At 38.1% G+C, this 19,689-nt stretch carries 16 protein-coding genes and 1 pseudogene; 14 read left to right on the top strand and 3 right to left on the bottom strand.

Annotated features, from left to right (window positions below; genetic code table 11):
* Positions 1-29: 29 nt before the first annotated feature.
* The 8 genes and pseudogenes from FLEMA_RS0108575 (at position 30) to ygiD (ending at position 5,982) form a co-directional block, all read left to right on the top strand.
* Positions 30-545 (top strand): bifunctional adenosylcobinamide kinase/adenosylcobinamide-phosphate guanylyltransferase, encoded by a 516-nt coding sequence (locus tag FLEMA_RS0108575; protein WP_026995113.1) that lies wholly within the window; start codon positions 30-32, stop codon positions 543-545.
* Positions 532-1,242, top strand: coding sequence for a Dph6-related ATP pyrophosphatase (locus tag FLEMA_RS0108580; RefSeq protein WP_229359394.1), 711 nt, complete (start codon positions 532-534; stop codon positions 1,240-1,242). Before FLEMA_RS0108575 ends, FLEMA_RS0108580 begins: the two co-directional genes overlap by 14 nt.
* A complete protein-coding gene (gene cobT, locus FLEMA_RS0108585; RefSeq protein ID WP_026995115.1) occupies positions 1,239-2,282 on the top strand; it encodes a nicotinate-nucleotide--dimethylbenzimidazole phosphoribosyltransferase in 1,044 nt (347 codons plus the stop codon). Before FLEMA_RS0108580 ends, cobT begins: the two co-directional genes overlap by 4 nt.
* Positions 2,283-2,322: 40 nt before the next feature.
* Positions 2,323-3,096, top strand: coding sequence for an adenosylcobinamide-GDP ribazoletransferase (locus FLEMA_RS0108590; protein ID WP_026995116.1), 774 nt, complete (start codon positions 2,323-2,325; stop codon positions 3,094-3,096).
* On the top strand, positions 3,081-3,653 hold the full coding sequence (gene cobC / locus FLEMA_RS0108595) for an alpha-ribazole phosphatase (RefSeq protein ID WP_026995117.1): 573 nt from the start codon (positions 3,081-3,083) through the stop codon (positions 3,651-3,653). The genes FLEMA_RS0108590 and cobC overlap by 16 nt, the downstream gene beginning before the upstream one ends.
* A gap of 608 nt (positions 3,654-4,261) precedes the next feature.
* Positions 4,262-4,372 (top strand): annotated as a pseudogene (locus FLEMA_RS77345) (DUF3667 domain-containing protein); the annotation flags it as partial.
* Between the two features lie 3 nt (positions 4,373-4,375).
* A complete protein-coding gene (locus FLEMA_RS77200) occupies positions 4,376-4,651 on the top strand; it encodes a hypothetical protein (protein WP_026995118.1) in 276 nt (91 codons plus the stop codon).
* Positions 4,652-5,130: 479 nt separating this feature from the next.
* Positions 5,131-5,982, top strand: coding sequence for a 4,5-DOPA-extradiol-dioxygenase (gene ygiD / locus FLEMA_RS0108610; RefSeq protein ID WP_374755611.1), 852 nt, complete (start codon positions 5,131-5,133; stop codon positions 5,980-5,982).
* A 188-nt stretch (positions 5,983-6,170) separates the two neighbouring features.
* On the opposite strand, the gene FLEMA_RS0108615 is transcribed toward ygiD, so the two are convergent.
* On the bottom strand, positions 6,171-10,124 hold the full coding sequence (locus FLEMA_RS0108615) for a zinc-dependent metalloprotease (protein WP_026995120.1): 3,954 nt from the start codon (positions 10,122-10,124) through the stop codon (positions 6,171-6,173).
* A gap of 287 nt (positions 10,125-10,411) precedes the next feature.
* Here FLEMA_RS0108615 and FLEMA_RS0108620 point away from each other — a divergent pair, with 287 nt between their 5' ends.
* From FLEMA_RS0108620 to FLEMA_RS0108630, 3 genes are all read left to right on the top strand, one after another.
* The gene (locus tag FLEMA_RS0108620; RefSeq protein WP_026995121.1) at positions 10,412-11,494 is read left to right on the top strand and encodes a Gfo/Idh/MocA family protein; all 1,083 of its coding nucleotides are present in this window, start codon (positions 10,412-10,414) and stop codon (positions 11,492-11,494) included.
* 143 nt (positions 11,495-11,637) lie between these two features.
* Positions 11,638-12,582, top strand: a complete 945-nt coding sequence (locus tag FLEMA_RS0108625; RefSeq protein ID WP_026995122.1) for a helix-turn-helix transcriptional regulator — start codon at positions 11,638-11,640, stop codon at positions 12,580-12,582.
* 75 nt (positions 12,583-12,657) lie between these two features.
* Complete coding sequence (locus FLEMA_RS0108630) at positions 12,658-13,155, top strand: DinB family protein (protein WP_026995123.1); 498 nt, start codon at positions 12,658-12,660, stop codon at positions 13,153-13,155.
* Positions 13,156-13,431: 276 nt separating this feature from the next.
* Here FLEMA_RS0108630 and FLEMA_RS0108635 read toward each other — a convergent pair whose 3' ends face one another.
* Positions 13,432-14,436: a fatty acid desaturase gene (locus tag FLEMA_RS0108635; protein ID WP_026995124.1), complete on the bottom strand. Its 1,005-nt coding sequence runs from the start codon at positions 14,434-14,436 to the stop codon at positions 13,432-13,434.
* A 370-nt stretch (positions 14,437-14,806) separates the two neighbouring features.
* Here FLEMA_RS0108635 and FLEMA_RS0108640 point away from each other — a divergent pair, with 370 nt between their 5' ends.
* Positions 14,807-16,165, top strand: coding sequence for an alpha-L-fucosidase (locus FLEMA_RS0108640; protein ID WP_081681285.1), 1,359 nt, complete (start codon positions 14,807-14,809; stop codon positions 16,163-16,165).
* A 221-nt stretch (positions 16,166-16,386) separates the two neighbouring features.
* Here FLEMA_RS0108640 and FLEMA_RS0108645 read toward each other — a convergent pair whose 3' ends face one another.
* Entirely contained in the window at positions 16,387-17,016 is a 630-nt protein-coding gene (locus tag FLEMA_RS0108645) for an HAD hydrolase-like protein (RefSeq protein ID WP_044171137.1), read from the bottom strand.
* A gap of 106 nt (positions 17,017-17,122) precedes the next feature.
* Between FLEMA_RS0108645 and FLEMA_RS0108650 the strand changes: the two genes are divergently transcribed.
* Both FLEMA_RS0108650 and FLEMA_RS0108655 read left to right on the top strand, forming a co-directional pair.
* On the top strand, positions 17,123-17,761 hold the full coding sequence (locus FLEMA_RS0108650; protein WP_044171139.1) for a response regulator: 639 nt from the start codon (positions 17,123-17,125) through the stop codon (positions 17,759-17,761).
* Positions 17,762-18,024: 263 nt separating this feature from the next.
* Entirely contained in the window at positions 18,025-19,689 is a 1,665-nt protein-coding gene (locus tag FLEMA_RS0108655) for a TonB-dependent receptor (protein WP_026995128.1), read from the top strand.

Here is a 19,689-nt window from a genome sequence, read left to right on the forward strand (position 1 = left end):
TTTAACATACTCACAAATCGCTTCTTATTATGATTTGGATGATTACTGGCGGTGCCAGAAGCGGAAAAAGTAGCTACGGACAACAACTTGCCTTATCTTTTTCTGATAGCCCTATTTATTTGGCTACGGCTCGCCACTGGGACGGCGACTTTGAAAAACGCATAGAACGACACCGCAACGACCGTGATGAACGATGGACGCTTTGGGAAGAAGAAAAAAATATTGCTCAATTGGCTATCGACAATCGGGTGGTGATGATAGATTGTGCTACGCTTTGGCTCACCAATTTCTTTGTCGATAATCAATATGATATAGACCTTTGTTTGAGATTGGCCAAGCAACAAATAGACGAGCTTACTCAAAAAGTAGGTACATTTATTTTTATTACTAACGAATTGGGGATGGGCGTACATGCCGAAACGCCTATCGGACGAAAATTTACCGATTTACAAGGTTGGGTAAATCAATATTTAGCGGCAAAGGCTCAAAAGGTAACATTAATGGTAAGTGGTATTCCTGTTTTGATAAAAAATGAAGAAAAATAATGCAATCATGAACTGGTCGGGGGGCAAAGATTCTGCTCTGAGCCTTTATCATGTTTTGAAAGATGAAAATTTTGACATACAATACCTGCTAACGTCGGTAAATGATACTTTTAAAAGGGTGTCGATGCATGGTGTACGGGAGGAACTCCTTTGTCGGCAAGCCCAACAGGCTGGTATAGAGTTGGTTACTGTGAGGTTGCCCGAAGTGGTAAGTATGGAAGAATATCAGCAATTGATGGCCGATACTTTGCAACCACTGCTAGATAAAGGTATTACACATGCTGTTTTTGGAGATATTTTTCTGGAAGACCTCCGCAAGCACCGAGAAGAACGTTTGGCTTTACAGAATATACAAGGCGTTTTTCCTATTTGGAAACGTAATTCCTTGGAACTACTCGAAGAGTTTTGGGATTTGGGATTCCAAACCGTAGTGGTAAGTGTAAATGGCAATTATCTTAATAAAAGCTTTTGTGGGCGGGTTCTCGACCGTGATTTTGTCAAGGATTTACCCAAAAATGTAGACCCCTGTGGCGAAAATGGCGAATTTCATACCTTCGTTTTTCAAGCCCCCTATTTTAAAGAAAACATAACATATACTCTTGGCGAAACAGTAGATAAGACGTATCAATTTAAAGATGCGAACCTCAATGAACTTGTTTCGACGTATTATTTTACCGATTTATTGCCCAAACCATGAGAACATTTACAATAACCACGCCTGATAAGTCTATTCAATCATCTATTCAACACAAAATTGATTTTAAAACAAAACCGCTTGGAGCTTTGGGTACACTTGAGCAACTAGCTTTACAGATAGCTACTATTCAGGGAACTACCGAGCCTGTTCTGAATAATCCTCATTTGGTGGTTTTTGCGGCCGATCATGGTATTGCACAAGAAGGCGTGAGCAAATACCCGCCTGAAGTTACCTTTCAAATGGTGATGAATTTTGTACGAGGAGGTGCTGCTATTAATGTTTTTTGCAAACAAAATCAGATAAAGTTACAGGTTGTAGATGCTGGGGTAAATGGTATTTTTGACAAAAATATACCTATTATTCATAACAAACTTCAGCATACAGCTGGGACAAAAAATATCTTGAAAGAGCCAGCCATGAGTATCAAAGAAGGGCAGAAGTGTATCGACCGTGGGGCTACAGTTGTACAGGATATTTTTGAACAAGGATGCAATATCATAGGTTTTGGCGAAATGGGAATCGGGAATACCTCCTCGGCAAGTTTAATTATGAGCAAAATATGCAAAATTCCCGTTAGTGAGTGTGTTGGCCGAGGTACGGGTGTCGACGACGAAGCCCTTAAACATAAGGTTGCCGTTCTTACCAAAGCTCAACAATTGTACAAAGGGTTGGATTCGCCCCTCAAAATATTGACAACCTTTGGAGGCTTCGAAATAGCTCAAATGGTAGGAGCTATGCTACAAGCTGCCCAAAACAAAATGATTATTTTGGTAGATGGGTTTATTGCTACGGCTGCTTTTTTGGTGGCTAGTAAAATAGAACCTACCGTAAAAGAATACGCTATTTTTTGTCATCAGTCTGATGAAAACGGACATAAAAAAATGCTAGATTTTTTAGGAATAACTCCCCTTTTGCAACTTAACTTACGCCTAGGCGAGGGCACAGGTTGTGCTTTGGCTTATCCTATTGTCAAATCGGCCGTAACATTTCTTAATAGCATGGCCAGTTTTGAAGTCGCTGGAGTTTCTAATGCCCAATAATACTGATATAGCCCCTTCAGGTTTTTTAAATTATCATACTATGAAAAAGCAACTTCATATTTTTCTGAATGCCCTAATGTTCTATAGTCGGATTCCTGTGCCATCGTGGATGCACCACAACGAAGAGATGCTCAATCGTGCTACGGTATATTTTCCTGTAATTGGCTGGATTGTAGCAGGTATTTCGGGTTTAGTTTACTGGCTGTGTACATGGATTTTTCCACCTTCTGTAGCTGTTTTGCTCAGTATGGGAGCTGGAATTTTAACAACAGGAGCATTTCACGAAGACGGTTTGGCAGATGTTTGTGATGGATTTGGAGGAGGCTGGACAAAAATAAAAATCCTTGATATAATGAAAGATTCGAGGGTTGGAACGTATGGGGTTGTGGGGCTGCTACTTGCCCTATTGCTGAAATACGCTACGCTAACTACCTTAGATATACGTCATACGTTGTTGGCCTTAATAATAGCTCATCCGCTAAGTCGACTTACAGCTTTGTCGATGATTTATACCCACGAATATGTACGAGAAGATGCCCTAAGTAAAGTAAAGCCTATAGGCAAAAAAATCAGTTTATCAGAGTTACTATTGGCGGGTTTTTGGGCATTTTTGCCATTTGTCTTTATTCAATTGTACTGGCCAAATTGGGCAATATTGGGTGTTGTCTTACCACTATGTATTACTAAATGGTATTTAGCTAGGTACTTTACCAAATGGATAGGCGGCTATACAGGCGACTGCCTGGGAAGTATTCAGCAAATTAGTGAAATTGTGATTTATCTTTATTTGATAGCAATATGGAAATTTATTTAGTACGTCATACCCGTGTGGATGTAGCCAAAGGAATATGTTATGGTAAATCAGACGTTGGTTTGGCTACTAGTTTTGAGCAGGATATTCAGCAGGTAAAACAAAAAATATCCTCAGAACTTAGTCATTATTTGGTTCATAGTAGTCCTTTACAGCGGTGTAAATTATTGGCAGAAGCACTGAATGAATCGGATGAAAGTATTCTTTTTGATGCTCGTTGGCAAGAAATGGATTTTGGCGATTGGGAATTGAAGCTTTGGAATGATATTCCTACCGACGAAAGTCATGAATGGATGCAAGATTTTGTGAATATGCCTGCCCCCAATGGCGAAAGTTTTATAAGAATGGCCGCTAGGGTACAATCTGTATGGGAAGATTTGTTGAGGCAAGATTCTGAAAAACAGGTAGTTGTGTGTCATGGCGGAGTTGTTCGTTTAATCCTTTGTCTTGTCTTGGATTTAGATTTGAAAAATGCTTTTAAAATAGAAATAGACTACGGTTCTATTACCAAAATTTCATATTCTCCTCATTGGACTAAAGTTCAATATGTCAATCGCTAAACTATTATCAGCTTGATATGCAGAAGGGTGAAAACAATATAACGGTTTATTTTTACTTGGTTTCTTCACAGACTGAAGTTATCTGCATAAAAACTGAAAATACAAACAAAATGAATATTAAAGCGACTGACCACATATCTACACTTTGCAAAATAAAAAGAACCGTAAGTAAACGCACAAGCCGACACAAATTATCGTACATTTTATTTTGCCCAAGTCTACCCATTTAAAAGTGGCTTTTATAATTGACAGTTTAATAATCTTCTCTTCATTACACTTGCCAAGTTAAATTTTATGTAAGCAAAAACTATAGGGATAATATTAAGAGAGTTACGAGAGAAAAAAGGGCTAGTTCTTAGAGAATTGGAAGTAGCGTTATCCCTTGCCCCGACTATTTTAAGCAAGATAGAGCCGACCCAAAAATATCAACCAAAAAGAAAGTAGAAGGGCCTATTTGTTGGGAGGATAACTATGAACCAATTAAGAACTGTAATAAAGAAATAAATTCAAAATTTTGCCCCGACTGTGGACAACCAGCTAGCCTTAAAAGAATTGACAGAAAATACATTATTCATGAAATAGAGCACGTTCTATATTTTGAACGTGGAATTTTATATACAATTCGTGAGCTTACAATAAATCCAGGACGAAACATTCGTAAATATCTTTCAGAAAACAGAAGTCGCCTCGTAAAGCCTATTATATTTATCATTATAACGTCGTTGATTTATACAGTTTTAACACATCTTTTCCATGTTGAAGACGGTTATGTAAAATATCAAGAATCAAAAGGTGCCGCTCCAAGTACGATTAGCAATATTGTAAAATGGGTGCAAGGGCATTATGGTTATGCAAACATTATGATGGGAATATTTATTGCTTTGTGGTTAAAACTGTTTTTTAGGAAGTATGACTACAATTTTTATGAAATTCTGATTATGCTTTGGATTTTTCCAGTACTTATTGGAACACTAATAGATTTATTAAAAAAACATTAATTTGAAATAAAATACAATTGGCTTCAATACTTTTATAGGTAGAAAAACAAGTGAGATATTGCCAAAAGTAGGTCTGAACGATTTCAATTGAGTATTTGAATAATGCTCAAAATACATTATTCTGTTGAAAATCACACAAACGACTCTGGTTTGTGCTGAAAATCGATCTTTGGCAATACCCAAACCGTTAGTCTATAGAAAAACTATTCCTACAAAATATATCTCTCTGGATTTACTAACCTTTACAGTTTTCAGTATTTTGATAACCGCAATCCGACTCAATAAATCCTAATTTCGGGCATTTTATCAACTTCAATCACTTCGTGTTATTGAAACCTTTATTCTTCTTCGGCAATATTTGGTCTAAACCGTAATTTATTTACTGTTTTTTGAAATTATTCTAGTTGTTGTTTGCGTTGTATTAGTATATTTAATGTATATACATGAATCGGAAGGACTTTATCAAAGCGATGGCAATAATGCCCGCAACAATCAATATGCAATTGAAAGAACTGAACCAACTAGCCGATGTACATGATACATCGGCGATAATGCCAGTATTATTTCTTGGACATGGTAGCCCTATGAATGCCATCGAAGACAACGAGTTTGTAAGAGGATGGCAAAACATAGGCAAAACTATTCCTAAACCGAGGGCTATTTTATGTGTTTCGGCTCACTGGGAAACCAAGGGTACATTGGTAACGGCTATGCCAAAGCCTCCGACCATTCATGATTTTGGAGGGTTTCCTCAAGCATTATTTAATGTTCAATATCCTGCCCCAGGTAGCCCCGAAATAGCTATTGAAACTCAAAAAACGATTCATAAAACAGATGTAGGTTTGGATGAAAAGTGGGGCCTCGATCACGGTGCATGGAGCGTCATCAAGCACCTGTATCCTAAAGCTGATGTACCAGTTCTACAACTGAGTTTGGATTATACCAAATCGCCTCAGTATCACTACGAGTTAGCACAAGAATTAGCTTCGTTGCGTAAAAAAGGCGTATTGATTGTAGGAAGTGGTAATATTGTCCATAACCTTAGACGAGTAGCATGGGATAAAATTCATGAACCCGAATTTGGGTACGACTGGGCCATCGAGGCCAATAATACATTTAAGAAACTGGTACTCAACCACGACCACCAGTCACTAATCAATTATCAATCGCTTGGCTCGGCGGTGCAGTTGTCGGCTCCATCACCCGACCATTATTTGCCATTGCTTTACACATTGGCCTTGCAACAAGACCACGAAAAAGTAAGTATTTTCAACGATAAAACAGTTATGGGTTCAATCGCCATGACTTCGTTCAAAATAGACAAAGCATAGATAAGGATTTGCATTCCTATTACTTGGTAACTGAAAGTACAAAGAGCGTTTTGATAAACATGAGTTCCCTAATTTTGGAATTGAGATTATTCCCCAAATTTTCATCAAAAAGCGGTCGGAAATTGTTTTCCGACCGCTTTTTTTGATATTATCATACTGGATGACTTATGTTTATGTTCGTGCCACTATCATTGAACGATAAATTTCAGGAAGGTTTCGGTATTTGTATTTCTTAGATGAATAAAATACACACCAGATGTGAACTCTCTGAGTGGTATTTGAGTACTTTGTCTAAATGTACTCATGTACCTATATCGTCCTTGGCTATCGGTAATATTGAGTTGTACATCGTCTTTCAGACTTGTTTGTACCGAAAGTATATCAGACGCAGGGTTGGGGAATACCTTGATAGCCTGATTTATCTCTTCTTGAGTACTTAATGGAATCAATACTTCAATCTTAACTTCGGCGGTATTGGTGCAACCGTTTTGGTCAATGCCCCTTACCGAATAAACCCCAGCATTGGCAAGCTGAACATTGAGAATAGTAATAGCTGCCGAAGATGCTACAAAATTAGCAGGCCCTGTCCAATTGTATGTGCTAGCACCATTGACACCCAACGTTAGAACGCCAGATTGATATACTTGAGAGGGAGCATTAATACTAATTTGGGGTAACGCATATACCGTTATGCGAGTAGAATCACTATTCTGACAGCCATTTGCTCCGTAGCCTATTACTTTGGCGTAGCTTTGATTGGTAGACAAAAGAGCTTTTTCAATACTTGCATGGTCATTGGTAGAAACCAAAGTGCGATTATTCAAGAAAAAAGAATATTGTTGTCCTCCTGTAGCACTCATTTGTAAGGTTTGACCTTCGCAAGCTGGAGGCGAGGTTATTTTGATAGGAGGTATCGGTAATATTTTTCCTTGAACAGTATCTTTAGAAATAGCCTTTGGTAGCGAACCCTCTAGGTGTACAGTATAATCACCAGTATTCAATGAGGTAATATTACTTAGCCAAACTACTTGATTGTCGGTATTATGAATTATCTGATAGGGTTTTATCTTTACCTCCTTACCATTGGATTGTATAATTTGGGTAAAGCTATTTGTAGGCTCAAAATCACCCAATACACGACCGTATACTTTTAGGGGCTGATTGAGGCATACCGTACTTACGCTATCAATACGGACAATAGGAATAATCGTTATTTTGGTATTGGCCTCTTTTCCTGTACAACCTTCATAATAACATTTTGCCACATATTCGGTGCTGGCTAGGGGCGATGCTTCTAGGGGACTTTGATTGTAAAGACCTGCTCCTTTTTCTTTTGTTGAGTTCCAGTTCCAAAGTACTTGTTTCTCACAGCCTTGGGCTGTTAATGATACCTGCTGGCCGTACTCAATCGATGAAGGATTGGGTGTGATGGTTGGGGTAGCATATTCTCCTGTACAAGGGTTGTATCGAATCACAAATCCGTCATATAAAAACCAAAAAAGCCCATTTATATCTACGTACATAGACGAAAGTCCACTAACAGATAACTGTATTTTACCAAGTTCTGACCATTGATTATCAAAAAACTTGAGGATACTGTTATTGTCAAAAACAAATATATCGCCAGAGGTAGGATTTTCTGTAATTACGTAAGGGCGTGTAATAAGTGAGTTGCTTTGGTTAAAACGAGTCCACTTTGTACCATCAAACATGATAAGGGAATTATTTTGTGAAGCCCAGTATCGTCCTTTAGAATCTATAAAATCGTAGTTGATAGATGAATAGATATTTTCTAGGTCATTGTTGCTAAATTCGGTAAAAGAGCCATCGCTAAATTTATATCTTACCAAAGTATAACCTGAGTTGTTATAAAATCGTTGGAACAGATATTCATTATTCCAGATAGGAGCCGAATAACTGTTCAGATTGCTACGAGGTGGGGTTATTTTTAGTAAAGTTTTGAAGGTATTGTTTTCTATTTTGGCAATAATATATTCCCCCTTATCGTAAGTGTATCCATAGATATATTGGGTTTTAGTATCATATTTATAAAAAGAAAAATTACTAGGAAGTGAAATGTTGGTTGAGCTAACAAAATTTAGGGTATTATTGTCAATGATATTGATGGCATAAGCAGGTTTTGGGAAAGAACCATCGTATTCTAGCCGCCTACTCATTTGTGCAATAACTGCTATTTGGTTTTCCCCGACTGGATAAAACCCTTTTGTATTTAAAATACCTAATGCTCCTTGGGTAGTTTGGTTGTTGAGTACTGTAGGAGCAAGCGTTTGGAGGTCAAATAGAATGATACCTATTTGTGATTTATAAATAAAATGCTTAGGTGTGATAGCTCCCTGTAAGTCGAAATTTCCCATAAAAGGAATATTGTCAAAACCCATATAGGCAACATGGTTCGTATCAATATTGGCCTTTTGATAAACAAAAGTCTTAACTTTTTGGGCAATAACTCCTTTGGGGTAATAGCTTAATGGATACTCCTCAAGCATATTATATTCGAGAGTTGCTTGATAGCTTTTGTTATTTTCTAAAGATGGAATTCTGAATATATATTTGGAATTGCTGTAGCTAAATGGAGAATAGGTTTTTTCATAAACTACCTTCGATAAATCATTGCTAGGACTAATCTTTAGGGTTACTTGAGCACTTCCGTTAGTTATATAGTCATAAGTGAATAGAGTCATTCCTGCCGAAGGATTGGTAAGATGCTCGGTGTGGAGGTCGTTGACCCAGTCGTTTGAATTATATATCAAAACCGTTTTGGGGTCAGACCATGCTCCTTTTAGGGTGTCCACTATTGTTCTGATACGCCAAAAACTAGTATTGTACGAAGAATTTAGCTTGATTTTAGTTTCAGTTTCTGCAAAAAATACCGACTGTACCGACGAACTAAATTGGTAGTCATAGGTACTGGTAAACTGTATTTCGTATTGGGTAGCATTGGCAGATGGTTGTACTTTGAGCACATTGTTTTGAGCCAAGTCCAAAATCCATGACTTAGGAATATTAATGGTTTTAGGAGGTAAAATGCTACTAGCCGAAACAATAATTTTAGCGGTATTACTCCATTCGGCACTGCCCAAGCGATTAATAGCTTTTACCCGTACATAGTACGTTGAGCCACTGGTAAGTTGGTTATCAAAGTTGGTATATTGTACGGTTGTTGTATCTTGACTTACTATTTCGTCAAAGTTGGTATCTTTGGCTATTTGTACAATGTATTGTTCGGCCATTATAGAAGGATCCCACAAAAAGTAGGGGGCTTTTGCTATTGGGTATTCATCAACCAAATGAACTGTTTGGATATTAGCCGACAGTTCAGCTACGTTAGTGTTGGCGTGTTGCTCGATTACAGCACGAGTTAAGGGATGAAATGACCCTAAAGAATTACAATAACTCATTACAGAACCTTTGATAAAATCAAGGGCTTTGTCGTAGCATGCTCCTTCGGCTGCATAACAGTAGTCGATTGGGCCTCCTGGCCAGCTACAGCTTTGGGTGTGTGGCGAACCAAAGGAATGCCCCAATTCATGAGCAATTGTACCTATTCTAAACCAAGGATTTACAGATTCTTTACCCGACAAATAGGCTACACCACCAGCACCTGTAAAGTTTTTGGTAGTAATGTACATAACCTTGTCGTATTGAGACCTTAGCTGAACAAATTTTGGACTAGATGAGCTAGAATTCCACACATTATTTACCCGTGAAAGCATCTCAAAGATATTATTGGTATTATAATATGGGTCATCTTTGGCATTAGTCCATATATTAATGTAGCTTACAACAAGGCGAATATTCATCTCTTGTTCAAACACCTTCGATACCATGCTCATCTGGCGAATAGCATCTTTTTTAAGCAAATTGGTATCGCCTTTATAACTCTGATAAGTATCATAATCAATCTCGATAGCAATACGAGCTACTCGGGTAATGTTGGTGGCCATTCTACTAGATTTTTTACTTTCTATGTATTTTTGAGCATTTTGAACCAACGCCAGTGTCGAGGTTGACATTTTAGAATCGTCGGTACCACATACTGGCAGAGTAGAGGCCGTTTCTTGTGCAAGGGTATTTTGCCATGTAAAAATCAGATATAGAATAGCAAGGAAAAGTTTTTTCATAAGTTGTGTATTTTTCATGAAAGATTATAACAAATGTAAAAGATAGTATATCAGAAAAGTTACCATAAAATAAAATTTATTTGTATAAAACGGTTTTTGTCTATGATTTTTTTGTGATTGCAGGATGCTGTTGTATAGGAATAATAAATGTAAAATGACATTTTCGGTATTATAGTACTGATTGAATAATATTTTTGAATAATTATGGATTGTCAGGATATGAAAATTCTTAGAATTACTTAGCTTTGATAATAAATTCAAATAAAAGCTGTTTAACAATCTATCAAATGTCACTTCAGAAACAATCAATCAGAGTTCTTGTTGTAGGGTGTGGAAATATGGGGGCTTCTCATGCCATTGCTTATCAGTCAACCGAAGGTTTTGAAATTTGTGGAATCGTGTCTACTGGCAAAAGTAAGGAAGTACTCAATGAGCGATTAGGCGGAGGATATGCCCTTTTTAATGACTATGCCGAAGCCCTAAACGCTACCAAGCCCGATGCAGTATGTATTTCGACGTATCCCGATACGCACGAGGCTTTTGCTGTAATGGCCTTAGAGGCGGGTTGTCATGTATTCATTGAAAAACCCCTTGCCGATACAGTAGCAGGAGCACAACGAGTGGCTGATTTGGCCAAAGAAAAGGGTAAAAAAGTAGTGGTGGGTTATATTCTTCGTCATCATCCATCTTGGGAGAAGTTTGTCGAAATTGCACACGACTTGGGCCGTCCTTTGGTCATGCGAATGAACCTTAATCAGCAAAGCCACGGAGTTATGTGGAATGTTCACCGCAATTTGATGAAAAGCCTTAGCCCGATTGTTGATTGTGGGGTGCATTATATCGATGTGATGTGCCAAATGACTCGCTCAAAACCTATACAAGTTAATGCCATAGGGGCAAGGTTAACCGACGATATTCCTGAAGGAAATTATAATTATGGACAGCTCCAAATTCGTTTTGAAGATGGCTCAGTGGGTTGGTACGAAGCAGGATGGGGGCCTATGATGAGCGAAACAGCTTTTTTTGTGAAAGATGTAATTGGCCCTAAAGGCTGTGTGTCTATTGTGGCTAAAGAGGCTGGTAGTGTAGGCAAATCTGACAATGTGGACTCGCATACCAAAACCGAGTCGCTGAGGGTACATTATGCCAATATTGATGAAAATAATGCCTTTACTAAGCCCGACGAGTGGATAAACCTTACCGACGAACCCGACCACCAAGAGCTTTGTAACCGTGAACAACGCTTTTTCTTGAAAGCCCTACAGGAAGATTTGGACTTAACCGACCATTTGGAGGATGCCGTAAATAGCCTTAGAATAGCCTTCGCTTGCGACGAATCAGTAAAAACTGGGTTGCCAGTAATGTTATAATTATAACAAATATCGCTTTGCTTTGGCAAAGAAGTGGTCAATAAAAACCCGAAAATCCCTTGAAAGTTTTCGGGTTTTTATTGACCTTTGTTTTTTGTGGTACAAAAATCAGTACCTAACTTCTCCTCAAAACGCTATTTCTCATGAACCGAATCGACCGTATTACGGCAATTTTGATTCAACTACAGTCAAAAAAAATAGTAAAAGCCCAAGAAATTGCCGACCGATTCGAGATAAGTCTCCGAACGGTTTACCGTGACATTCGTACCCTCGAAGAAGCCGGAGTACCTATTATTGGCGAAGCAGGGGTAGGGTATAGTATTATGGAGGGGTATCGACTGCCTCCCATTATGTTTACCAAAGAAGAGGCCACGGCCTTTATGACAGCCGAAAAACTGGTAGAAAAACTCACTGATAATTTTACCAAAACTACCTATCAGTCAGCTATGTATAAGGTAAAGGCAGTGCTAAAACTTGCCGAAAAAGACTATCTCGATCTTATTTCGGCACATATCGAAGTGCTAGAAAATCCGTATTTGCCCAAACACAATAACGAAACAGTACATCTTCAAAAAATCTTGCATAGTATTTCAGAAAGAAGAGTTTTAAAAATGGAATATTTTGCCAATCATAGCCAAGAAAGTACCACTAGGCTGGTTGAACCCGTCGGGATTTTTCTGCTGGCAACAGCTTGGCACTTAATTGCGTATTGTCAGTTGCGTAAGGACTATCGTAATTTTCGGATTGATAGGGTTGTACATATTGAAGAAACCAATCAGTTTTTTGAAAAAGAACATCCCGCTCTTCAAAACTACCTGCCTCAAATGACTCGTCGAGAAAATATCCATACCGTTATTATTCGGGTAAAAAAAGAGGTGGTTCGGTACTTTGGTGACCAAAAATTTTATAACGGTTTTGTATCTCAAAAAGACTTAGGCGACGAAGTTGAAATGACCTTCTTGACATCTTCTATCAATGGATTTGCTCATTGGTATTTGAACTTTGGAGAATATGCCCAAATCGTCGAGCCTCAAGCTTTGCGAGATAAGGTAAAACAGATTGTAGAAAAAATGTTGGGATATTTGTGAAATACACAAGTTCTACTGACATAGGGCTGTCATAAACGGGTATTTACTTTGTTGTATCAACTAAACAAAACAATTATGACAGTGATTGAACAATTCCAAAGAGAGTTTGAAAGCGAAGTTCTTACCACTCGCAAAATGCTGAGTATTGTACCTCAAGACAAATTTGAATGGCAACCTCACCCCAAAAGTATGACCCTCAAGCGACTCGCAACTCATGTGGCCGAGCTACCAAGCTGGATTGGAATGACCCTTACAACCTCCGAACTTGATTTTGAGAATAATGCCTACGAACCTCAAGTAATTAGCTCTACCGCCGATTTATTGGCTTATTTCGAGCAAAACGTTCTGGACGGACGTGAATATCTCAAAAATGCTAAAGAAGAACAACTATCAGAAATATGGACACTGCGAAGTGGGGCTACGGTATATAGTTCCGACCCCAAAGTAGATGTACTTCGTATGTCTTTTTCACAAACAATTCATCATCGAGCTCAATTAGGTGTTTTCTTACGCCTTTTAGATATACCTATTCCAGGAAGTTATGGGCCAAGTGCCGATGATATGAGCTTCTAAGAAGAACTAACCTAATATCCCAAATATATTAGATCAAACAAGGCGGTAGAAAAACTAATTTCTACCGCCTTGTTTGATCTAATAGTCTATAAACACCTATCATTTGTGTGCTTTTTTATCCTAATAGGGTGCAACTGAAGTCACATCCTATTAGGATAAAAGTACGATGGTCAGCCTCGTGAACCCCAACACCAATAGGAGGGACTTTTAATACTACCTAAAATTCGAGATGACTCGTGTTTTCAGATAAAATAATGAGTATTTGCTGAAAATACCTTACTTATTTTGCAACAACTGAATATCAGGCGTTGAATTATCTTCGAGCGAAACTCTGCCTCTTTCTTTTCTTACAATTCTCGAATACAACCCAACTTCTTGGCTAAACAAGAACGTAAAGAATAATTTAGTGAATGAAGTATGATATTTGAGATTATCATAAAACTCAGGAGCAGTAGCCTTTAGCTTAGGCAAGTTGTTCCAAGGTACAGAAGGCATATCGTGGTGTTCGTTGTGGTATCCAACGTTCATATTGATAGTGTTCAATCCACCATAATAGCTATAAGTTTCTTGGTTTTTGTCCAACACCAAATAGTGTTCCTGAATCCAGCGAGCTCCAAGTGGGTGCAAGCCTACCGAAAACATAAAGCTAGCTCCTAGATAAGCCAAAGCAGGCCAGCCCATAGTATAAACAATAGCAGCATCAAAAGCCAACTGACAAACAATGTTCATGATAACAAAACGGTCAAATACTGCCAATTCTAAGCAACGCAAAGTTCTGATTGCTTGAAAAATTGGGAAGAACAACAACCACAACATTTTACCAATAAAATAGTTATTAATCAATTTAGCTTCCCAGAAGTCAGGTAGGTCGGCATCTAACTCATGAACCCCCTGAAACGCATGATGTTTGAGGTGATAGTTTTTGAATGAAATGGCTGTTGGAGCTAATGAAGGGAAATTGGCAATAATCCCTGCATATACATTCCAAGAAGGCTTTTTGAAAATAAGGTTGTGGGCTGCTTCGTGAATACATACAAACAATGTATGTGTAGGAAACGCTCCGATGCACCATGCTGCCGCTAAAATTACCCACCAAGCTTGGTCTTTTACTAAATAGGCCATAACAACTTGAAGTGATACACACCCTAAAATCCAGGCAAATGTCATTGGATTTTTAGTAATTAATTTTTTTACCTCAGGGTGGGCTTTGATAATTTCACGTGTACGGATACGATGTGGTTCCGTACCAGAAACATAGGTAAAATCTTTTTGATAAGCCATTCGTTCGGGATTTGTTTAATTTAGATTATGATTAATGTTATATTTTCGGGTTTGATTGATTTTAGCAAAGAAAATCTTTCAAATATATAGCGAACTTTGCGTTTTATCAATTTGTTTACAAATTAATCCATTTTTTGAGCTGAATAAAATGACATGAGTCACTGGCAAATACCTGCAATTGCTAGCTGTTTTTACTAAAAACTTAAAAAGATACAATTTGCCCTAATAGGCCTCTCTTGCACACTGCTTTGATTAAACCCTTTGATTTACCCTTACAAAGCCCTCCATAGTCGTTAGTTTTTGAGTATATTTTTGGCTTTTCAACTTTCACATGTAAAGATTATTTTCTTACGCTCAATTTTCAAAAATTATGAAAAAAAGTATCTTATCATTGATGTTGGCCGCTACCGCAGCGATGTCAATGGGACAAACGGGGAGGGCTTTGGTAAAACCAACGGCTCGCCAACTCAATTGGCAAAAACTCGAAACAACGGCATTTATTCACTTTACGGTTAATACCTTTACCGACAAAGAATGGGGCGAAGGTACAGAGTCGCCATCGATATTTAATCCAACAAAGTTAGATGCTCGTCAGTGGGTAAAAGCCCTTAAAGATGGGGGTTTCAAAATCGCAATTATTACTGCCAAACACCACGATGGTTTTTGTTTGTGGCCTTCAAAATATACCAATCATTCGGTAAAAAGTAGTCCTTACAAAGATGGAAAAGGCGATGTTGTCAAAGAAGTAGCCGATGCTTGTAAAGAATTTGGGCTAAAATTTGGGGTGTACTTGTCACCTTGGGACCGCCACGAGCCTAGCTACGGAACGGCTTCGTACAACAATTACTACAAAAATCAGTTGCGAGAATTGCTAACCAATTATGGCGAAATAGCAGAAGTATGGTTTGATGGAGCAAAGGGTGAAAATGCTAAAGACATGGAATATGATTTCAAAGGTTTTTGGCAAATTGTGCGTGAATTACAGCCTAATGCGGTGATGTTTTCGGATGCAGGCCCAGATGTACGTTGGGTAGGTAACGAAGCAGGAAACGCTGGCGAAACGTGTTGGTCAACTATCAATGCCGAGGGCTTAGCACCGGGCAAGGCCGATGCCAATTACCTCAATGTAGGCAGTGAAAATGGTAAAAGCTGGATTCCTGCCGAAACCGATGTGTCGATTCGTCCAGGTTGGTTTTGGCACGAAAAAGAAAATAACAAAGTAAGAACGCCAAGCAATTTGGTGAATTTATATTACCAATCAGTAGGGCGAAATAGCTTGTTGTTATTGAATATTCCGCCCAATACCGAGGGGCTGTTTGAGCAAAAAGATGTACAAAATATCAAAGAGTTTAGAAATATCTTGAACGAAACATTTGCCAATAACTTGGTAAGTGCCCAAAGCAAGCAACTAGTTGATCAAAAACTCGAAACGGCTATTCAGGTAAAAACCAATAACCCTTTGGTGATAAACCTGAGTAAGTCGGTCACTTTCGATAGAATTTCTTTACAAGAAAATATTGCTGAAGGACAAAGAGTGAAGTCGTTCAAAATTGAATATTGGCAAGATGGTTCTTGGAAGCCTTTGGCCACAAGCACAACCATTGGGTACAAACGATTATTGCGTTTTCCTTCGGTAACATCCAACAAGCTTCGTTTAACTGTCTTAGAGGCTTTAGCTCCAACATTATTAGGAGAGTTTGGGGTTTATAAAGCGTCGTCGAGAGAATAATAAATATAAGTCCTCATTTTGGTACTAGGATTATTCTCCGACGGTATGTCAAAAAAGCGGTCGAAAACAATTTTCGACCGCTTTTTTGATATTATTTTTAGGTACAAAATATTATGGCTCTATTGCTGCAAAGTGTACATAAAGAATAATCCCTCATGGGCTCAATCTCAATTCACTCAATTAGGGATGACTCATGCTTTTATGGGGTTATCAAATAGGTTTTACAGCAAAATAGCTAGCAAATCGCTAGGTTGATGGGCTAAATAGGTTGGCCTGAGGGTTTCTATGAGGGTTTGGGTATCATACCCCCATGCTACCCAGATAGTTTGTATACCTACTTTGTTAGAAGCTTCGAGGTCACGTGCTTCGTCGCCCAAATAAATGATTTCTTCATGTCGATAGCCTTGTTCTTTGATAAGTTTACGCAGCAAAATATCTTTTCCCATCACATTTTTGGAACAGCTAATAGTTGAAAAATAGTTGATGCCTTTTGCTTCTAAAAACAACCTAATATTTTCTTCCGAGTTTGACGACACAATATCCATACTAAAGCCAGCCTTATATAAGGTTGCCAAAACCGTTTCTATACCATCAATCAATTTTAGTTGTGGCAAATGAGCCTTATATCGCTTATAAATAACAGGAATAATAAAAGGCAGATGAATCAAGGGAACTTTGAGGTATTTGGCTCTTTCAAAAAAAGATAAATTTTTGAGTTCTAGTAAAGCAAGCTCGTCCATTAATCGGTAGCCTTTTTTTTGAGCTAATTCATTAAATAGTGTTAAAAATAGTGTTTTAGAGTTGACCAGCGTTCCGTCAAAATCAAAAATCAAATGTTTTATCTTTTTCATAATGTATAGGGTGGGCGTATCTGCCCCAAAAAGGTTATTTACATTGCCGATTATTTGTTGTTGATTTGCAAATATAAGTTATTCACCCAAGGTAAAAGCTTTTCAAATGAACAGAGTATCTATTTATGAAGATAACCAGAAACTTCGTGAGTTGCTGGAATTACTAATTAATTCATCTGAAGAGTTTCAGGTTGTGGGTTCTCATCCCAATTGTGAATTGATATTACAGCATACACAAGCCGAAATGCCCGATTTGATTATTATGGATATAGATATGCCTATATATAACGGTATTGATGGCGTGCGAATTGCCAAAGAAAAATATCCTTATCTCAAAATAATCATGCACACGGTATTTGAAGACGACGACAGGCTCTTTGCTTGCCTAAGTCATGGTGCCGATGGCTATATCCTAAAAAAAGATTCACCGTCGATGTTGTTTCAGGCTATCAAACAATTGATGGATGGAGGAGCCCCGATGTCGCCAGGGATTGCCAAGAGGATTTTGCAAACCTTTAGAAAACAGACTCTTCCAGCCAATGAATATCACCTGACCGAGCGAGAAAAGCAAGTACTAGAACTGTTGACTCGTGGGTTTTCGTATAAAATGATAGCCAATGAATGTAGTATTTCGATAGAAACCGTAAGGCGACATTTAAAGAATATTTATTTTAAATTACAAGTACAGTGTGGTACTGAAGCCGTAGCAAAAGCTATTCGGGAAAGAATTATAGATTTGCCTTAAAAACATTTCGGATTCCTTACTTATTATGTTGTTTAAGCACCGTTTTGGCGGTGCTTTTTTTGTTTTGTACTTTCTACAGTTTTACAAAATGTGTATAAAGGGTTATAAGCCTTTTTTAAATATGATAAATAAATAAAATAAAAATATTTAAAATATTGATAGTCAGATTATTAACCACAATATCAATGAGTGAAAAAGGTAATAGACTTTACTGAAATATCGCTATTACTTTGGGTATCCGTAACTAACAAAGTACCCTACTCATGAAAAAGCTATTCATCCTTATTTGTTTTTGGCAAATACCCTATCTTATTTCGGCACAAGATATAGGTAGTCTCAAAGCCCAAAAGCCTGTTTCGATTTCGGGAGGCCTGCATTTGGGCTTCAACACCTATTCCAACTTGGAAGGTCGCCAGAGGCTTGACCCTTTTTCGTGGACTATTTCGGCTAGCCCAGTATTATCAGTTTATGGTATTCAAATGCCCTTTTTCTTCCTTATCAATCAGCAATCACAATCTTATGCTGGTCCTTTTCAGCAGTTTGGCATGAGTCCCAATTACAAATGGGCTCGCTTACATTTGGGGTACCGCAATCTCAATTATTCTAATTATACCCTTGCGGGGCGTTTGTTTTTTGGAGCAGGCATTGATTTAAACCCAGGAAAATTGCGGTTTTCGGCCATGTATGGTCGATTCCAGCAGGCCAATCGCCGAGATACCACCCAAAAAGGCTTTGGGGCTTTGCCAACGGCTTTTCGTAGAATGGGCTATGCCGTAAAACTAGGCTATGGTTCTGCACAAAATTTTATCGATGTTATCTATACCAAAGGTTGGGATGAGGCCAATTCTATACAAGTGCCTATCAATGAAATACTTACGCCTTCCGAAAATACAACATTAGGAATAGTTACACAGACTACCTTTTTTAAGCGACTCACTTGGTCAAACGATATAGGGGTAAGTGGCTATAACTCAGATGCTAATGCTAAAGAGTTGACGGGCGACCTTTCTATTAAAAGCGATTTTTTAAGAAGCCTTTTCAAGCTCAGAAGAAGCTCGCAGGTAGGGTATGCAGCTTTTAGTTCCCTGAGGTTCAATTCTCGGTATATTTCTTTACAAGTGCAATACCGCCTTATCTCAACAGATTATAAGTCGATGGGTGCGTACTTTTTTAACAACGACGTACAAGAAATTGTCCTGAATCCTTCGTTGTCGCTATTTAATGGAAAAGTAAACCTCAATGGTAGCTATGGTATCCAGAAAGACAACGTAAGTAAAACCAAAGCTACCCAAACCGAACGCAATATTGGTTCGCTTAACTTATCGATTCAACCTTCTCAAAACTTTGGTTTGATGGTGACGTATTCCAACTACGGCACTTTCCAGAATAATCCCGACCGTATTATTGATACCCTCAAAATTCAGCAAGTAAACCAAAGCTTGGTATTTGCACCGAGGTATTCGTGGGGCGATAGGGTAGTAAGTCATGCCCTCAACCTGATGACCAGCTACCAAAACTCTACAGATTATAATACCGTTTCAAAACAACTCTTAGAGTTTAACAATCTATTTGTTTCGCTCAATTATAGTCGAAACAATAGCAAGCAAAAGTTTAATGTTAGCCCAGGAGTATTGTTTATCAAAAACTTCTTGTCTTATGGCAATTCTAGTTCGTTAGGTGCAAACCTGAATATTTCCAAAAACTTCAAACGCTTTTCTAACAGTCTAACTGCCAATTATAACCAAAATTATTACCAAGACGAAGCCAACGGATATACCCTTAATGCCCGTTGGAATGGACGCATTAAGGTAACAAATAAGCAACAGCTTTCGCTAGGTACAAGCCTTTTGTACAACAAAGACCTAAAATTTGATACCAGAAATTTTACTGAAATATATACCCAAGCAGGGTACTCTCTTAACTTTTAA

Origin of the sequence: Flectobacillus major DSM 103 (assembly GCF_000427405.1) — a bacterium.
GTDB classification, from domain to species: Bacteria; Bacteroidota; Bacteroidia; order Cytophagales; family Spirosomataceae; genus Flectobacillus; species Flectobacillus major.

What these genes read in the sequence shown, in the direction of transcription:
- FLEMA_RS0108575 (WP_026995113.1), top strand. Translation starts at nt 30, where the DNA reads ATGATTTGGATGATTACTGGCGGTGCCAGAAGCGGAAAAAGTAGCTAC.
- FLEMA_RS0108580 (WP_229359394.1), top strand. Translation starts at nt 532, where the DNA reads ATGAAGAAAAATAATGCAATCATGAACTGGTCGGGGGGCAAAGATTCT.
- cobT (WP_026995115.1), top strand. Translation starts at nt 1,239, where the DNA reads ATGAGAACATTTACAATAACCACGCCTGATAAGTCTATTCAATCATCT.
- FLEMA_RS0108590 (WP_026995116.1), top strand. Translation starts at nt 2,323, where the DNA reads ATGAAAAAGCAACTTCATATTTTTCTGAATGCCCTAATGTTCTATAGT.
- cobC (WP_026995117.1), top strand. Translation starts at nt 3,081, where the DNA reads ATGGAAATTTATTTAGTACGTCATACCCGTGTGGATGTAGCCAAAGGA.
- ygiD (WP_374755611.1), top strand. Translation starts at nt 5,131, where the DNA reads ATGCCCGCAACAATCAATATGCAATTGAAAGAACTGAACCAACTAGCC.
- FLEMA_RS0108615 (WP_026995120.1), bottom strand. Translation starts at nt 10,124, where the DNA reads ATGAAAAAACTTTTCCTTGCTATTCTATATCTGATTTTTACATGGCAA.
- FLEMA_RS0108620 (WP_026995121.1), top strand. Translation starts at nt 10,412, where the DNA reads ATGTCACTTCAGAAACAATCAATCAGAGTTCTTGTTGTAGGGTGTGGA.
- FLEMA_RS0108625 (WP_026995122.1), top strand. Translation starts at nt 11,638, where the DNA reads ATGAACCGAATCGACCGTATTACGGCAATTTTGATTCAACTACAGTCA.
- FLEMA_RS0108630 (WP_026995123.1), top strand. Translation starts at nt 12,658, where the DNA reads ATGACAGTGATTGAACAATTCCAAAGAGAGTTTGAAAGCGAAGTTCTT.
- FLEMA_RS0108635 (WP_026995124.1), bottom strand. Translation starts at nt 14,436, where the DNA reads ATGGCTTATCAAAAAGATTTTACCTATGTTTCTGGTACGGAACCACAT.
- FLEMA_RS0108640 (WP_081681285.1), top strand. Translation starts at nt 14,807, where the DNA reads ATGAAAAAAAGTATCTTATCATTGATGTTGGCCGCTACCGCAGCGATG.
- FLEMA_RS0108645 (WP_044171137.1), bottom strand. Translation starts at nt 17,016, where the DNA reads ATGAAAAAGATAAAACATTTGATTTTTGATTTTGACGGAACGCTGGTC.
- FLEMA_RS0108650 (WP_044171139.1), top strand. Translation starts at nt 17,123, where the DNA reads ATGAACAGAGTATCTATTTATGAAGATAACCAGAAACTTCGTGAGTTG.
- FLEMA_RS0108655 (WP_026995128.1), top strand. Translation starts at nt 18,025, where the DNA reads ATGAAAAAGCTATTCATCCTTATTTGTTTTTGGCAAATACCCTATCTT.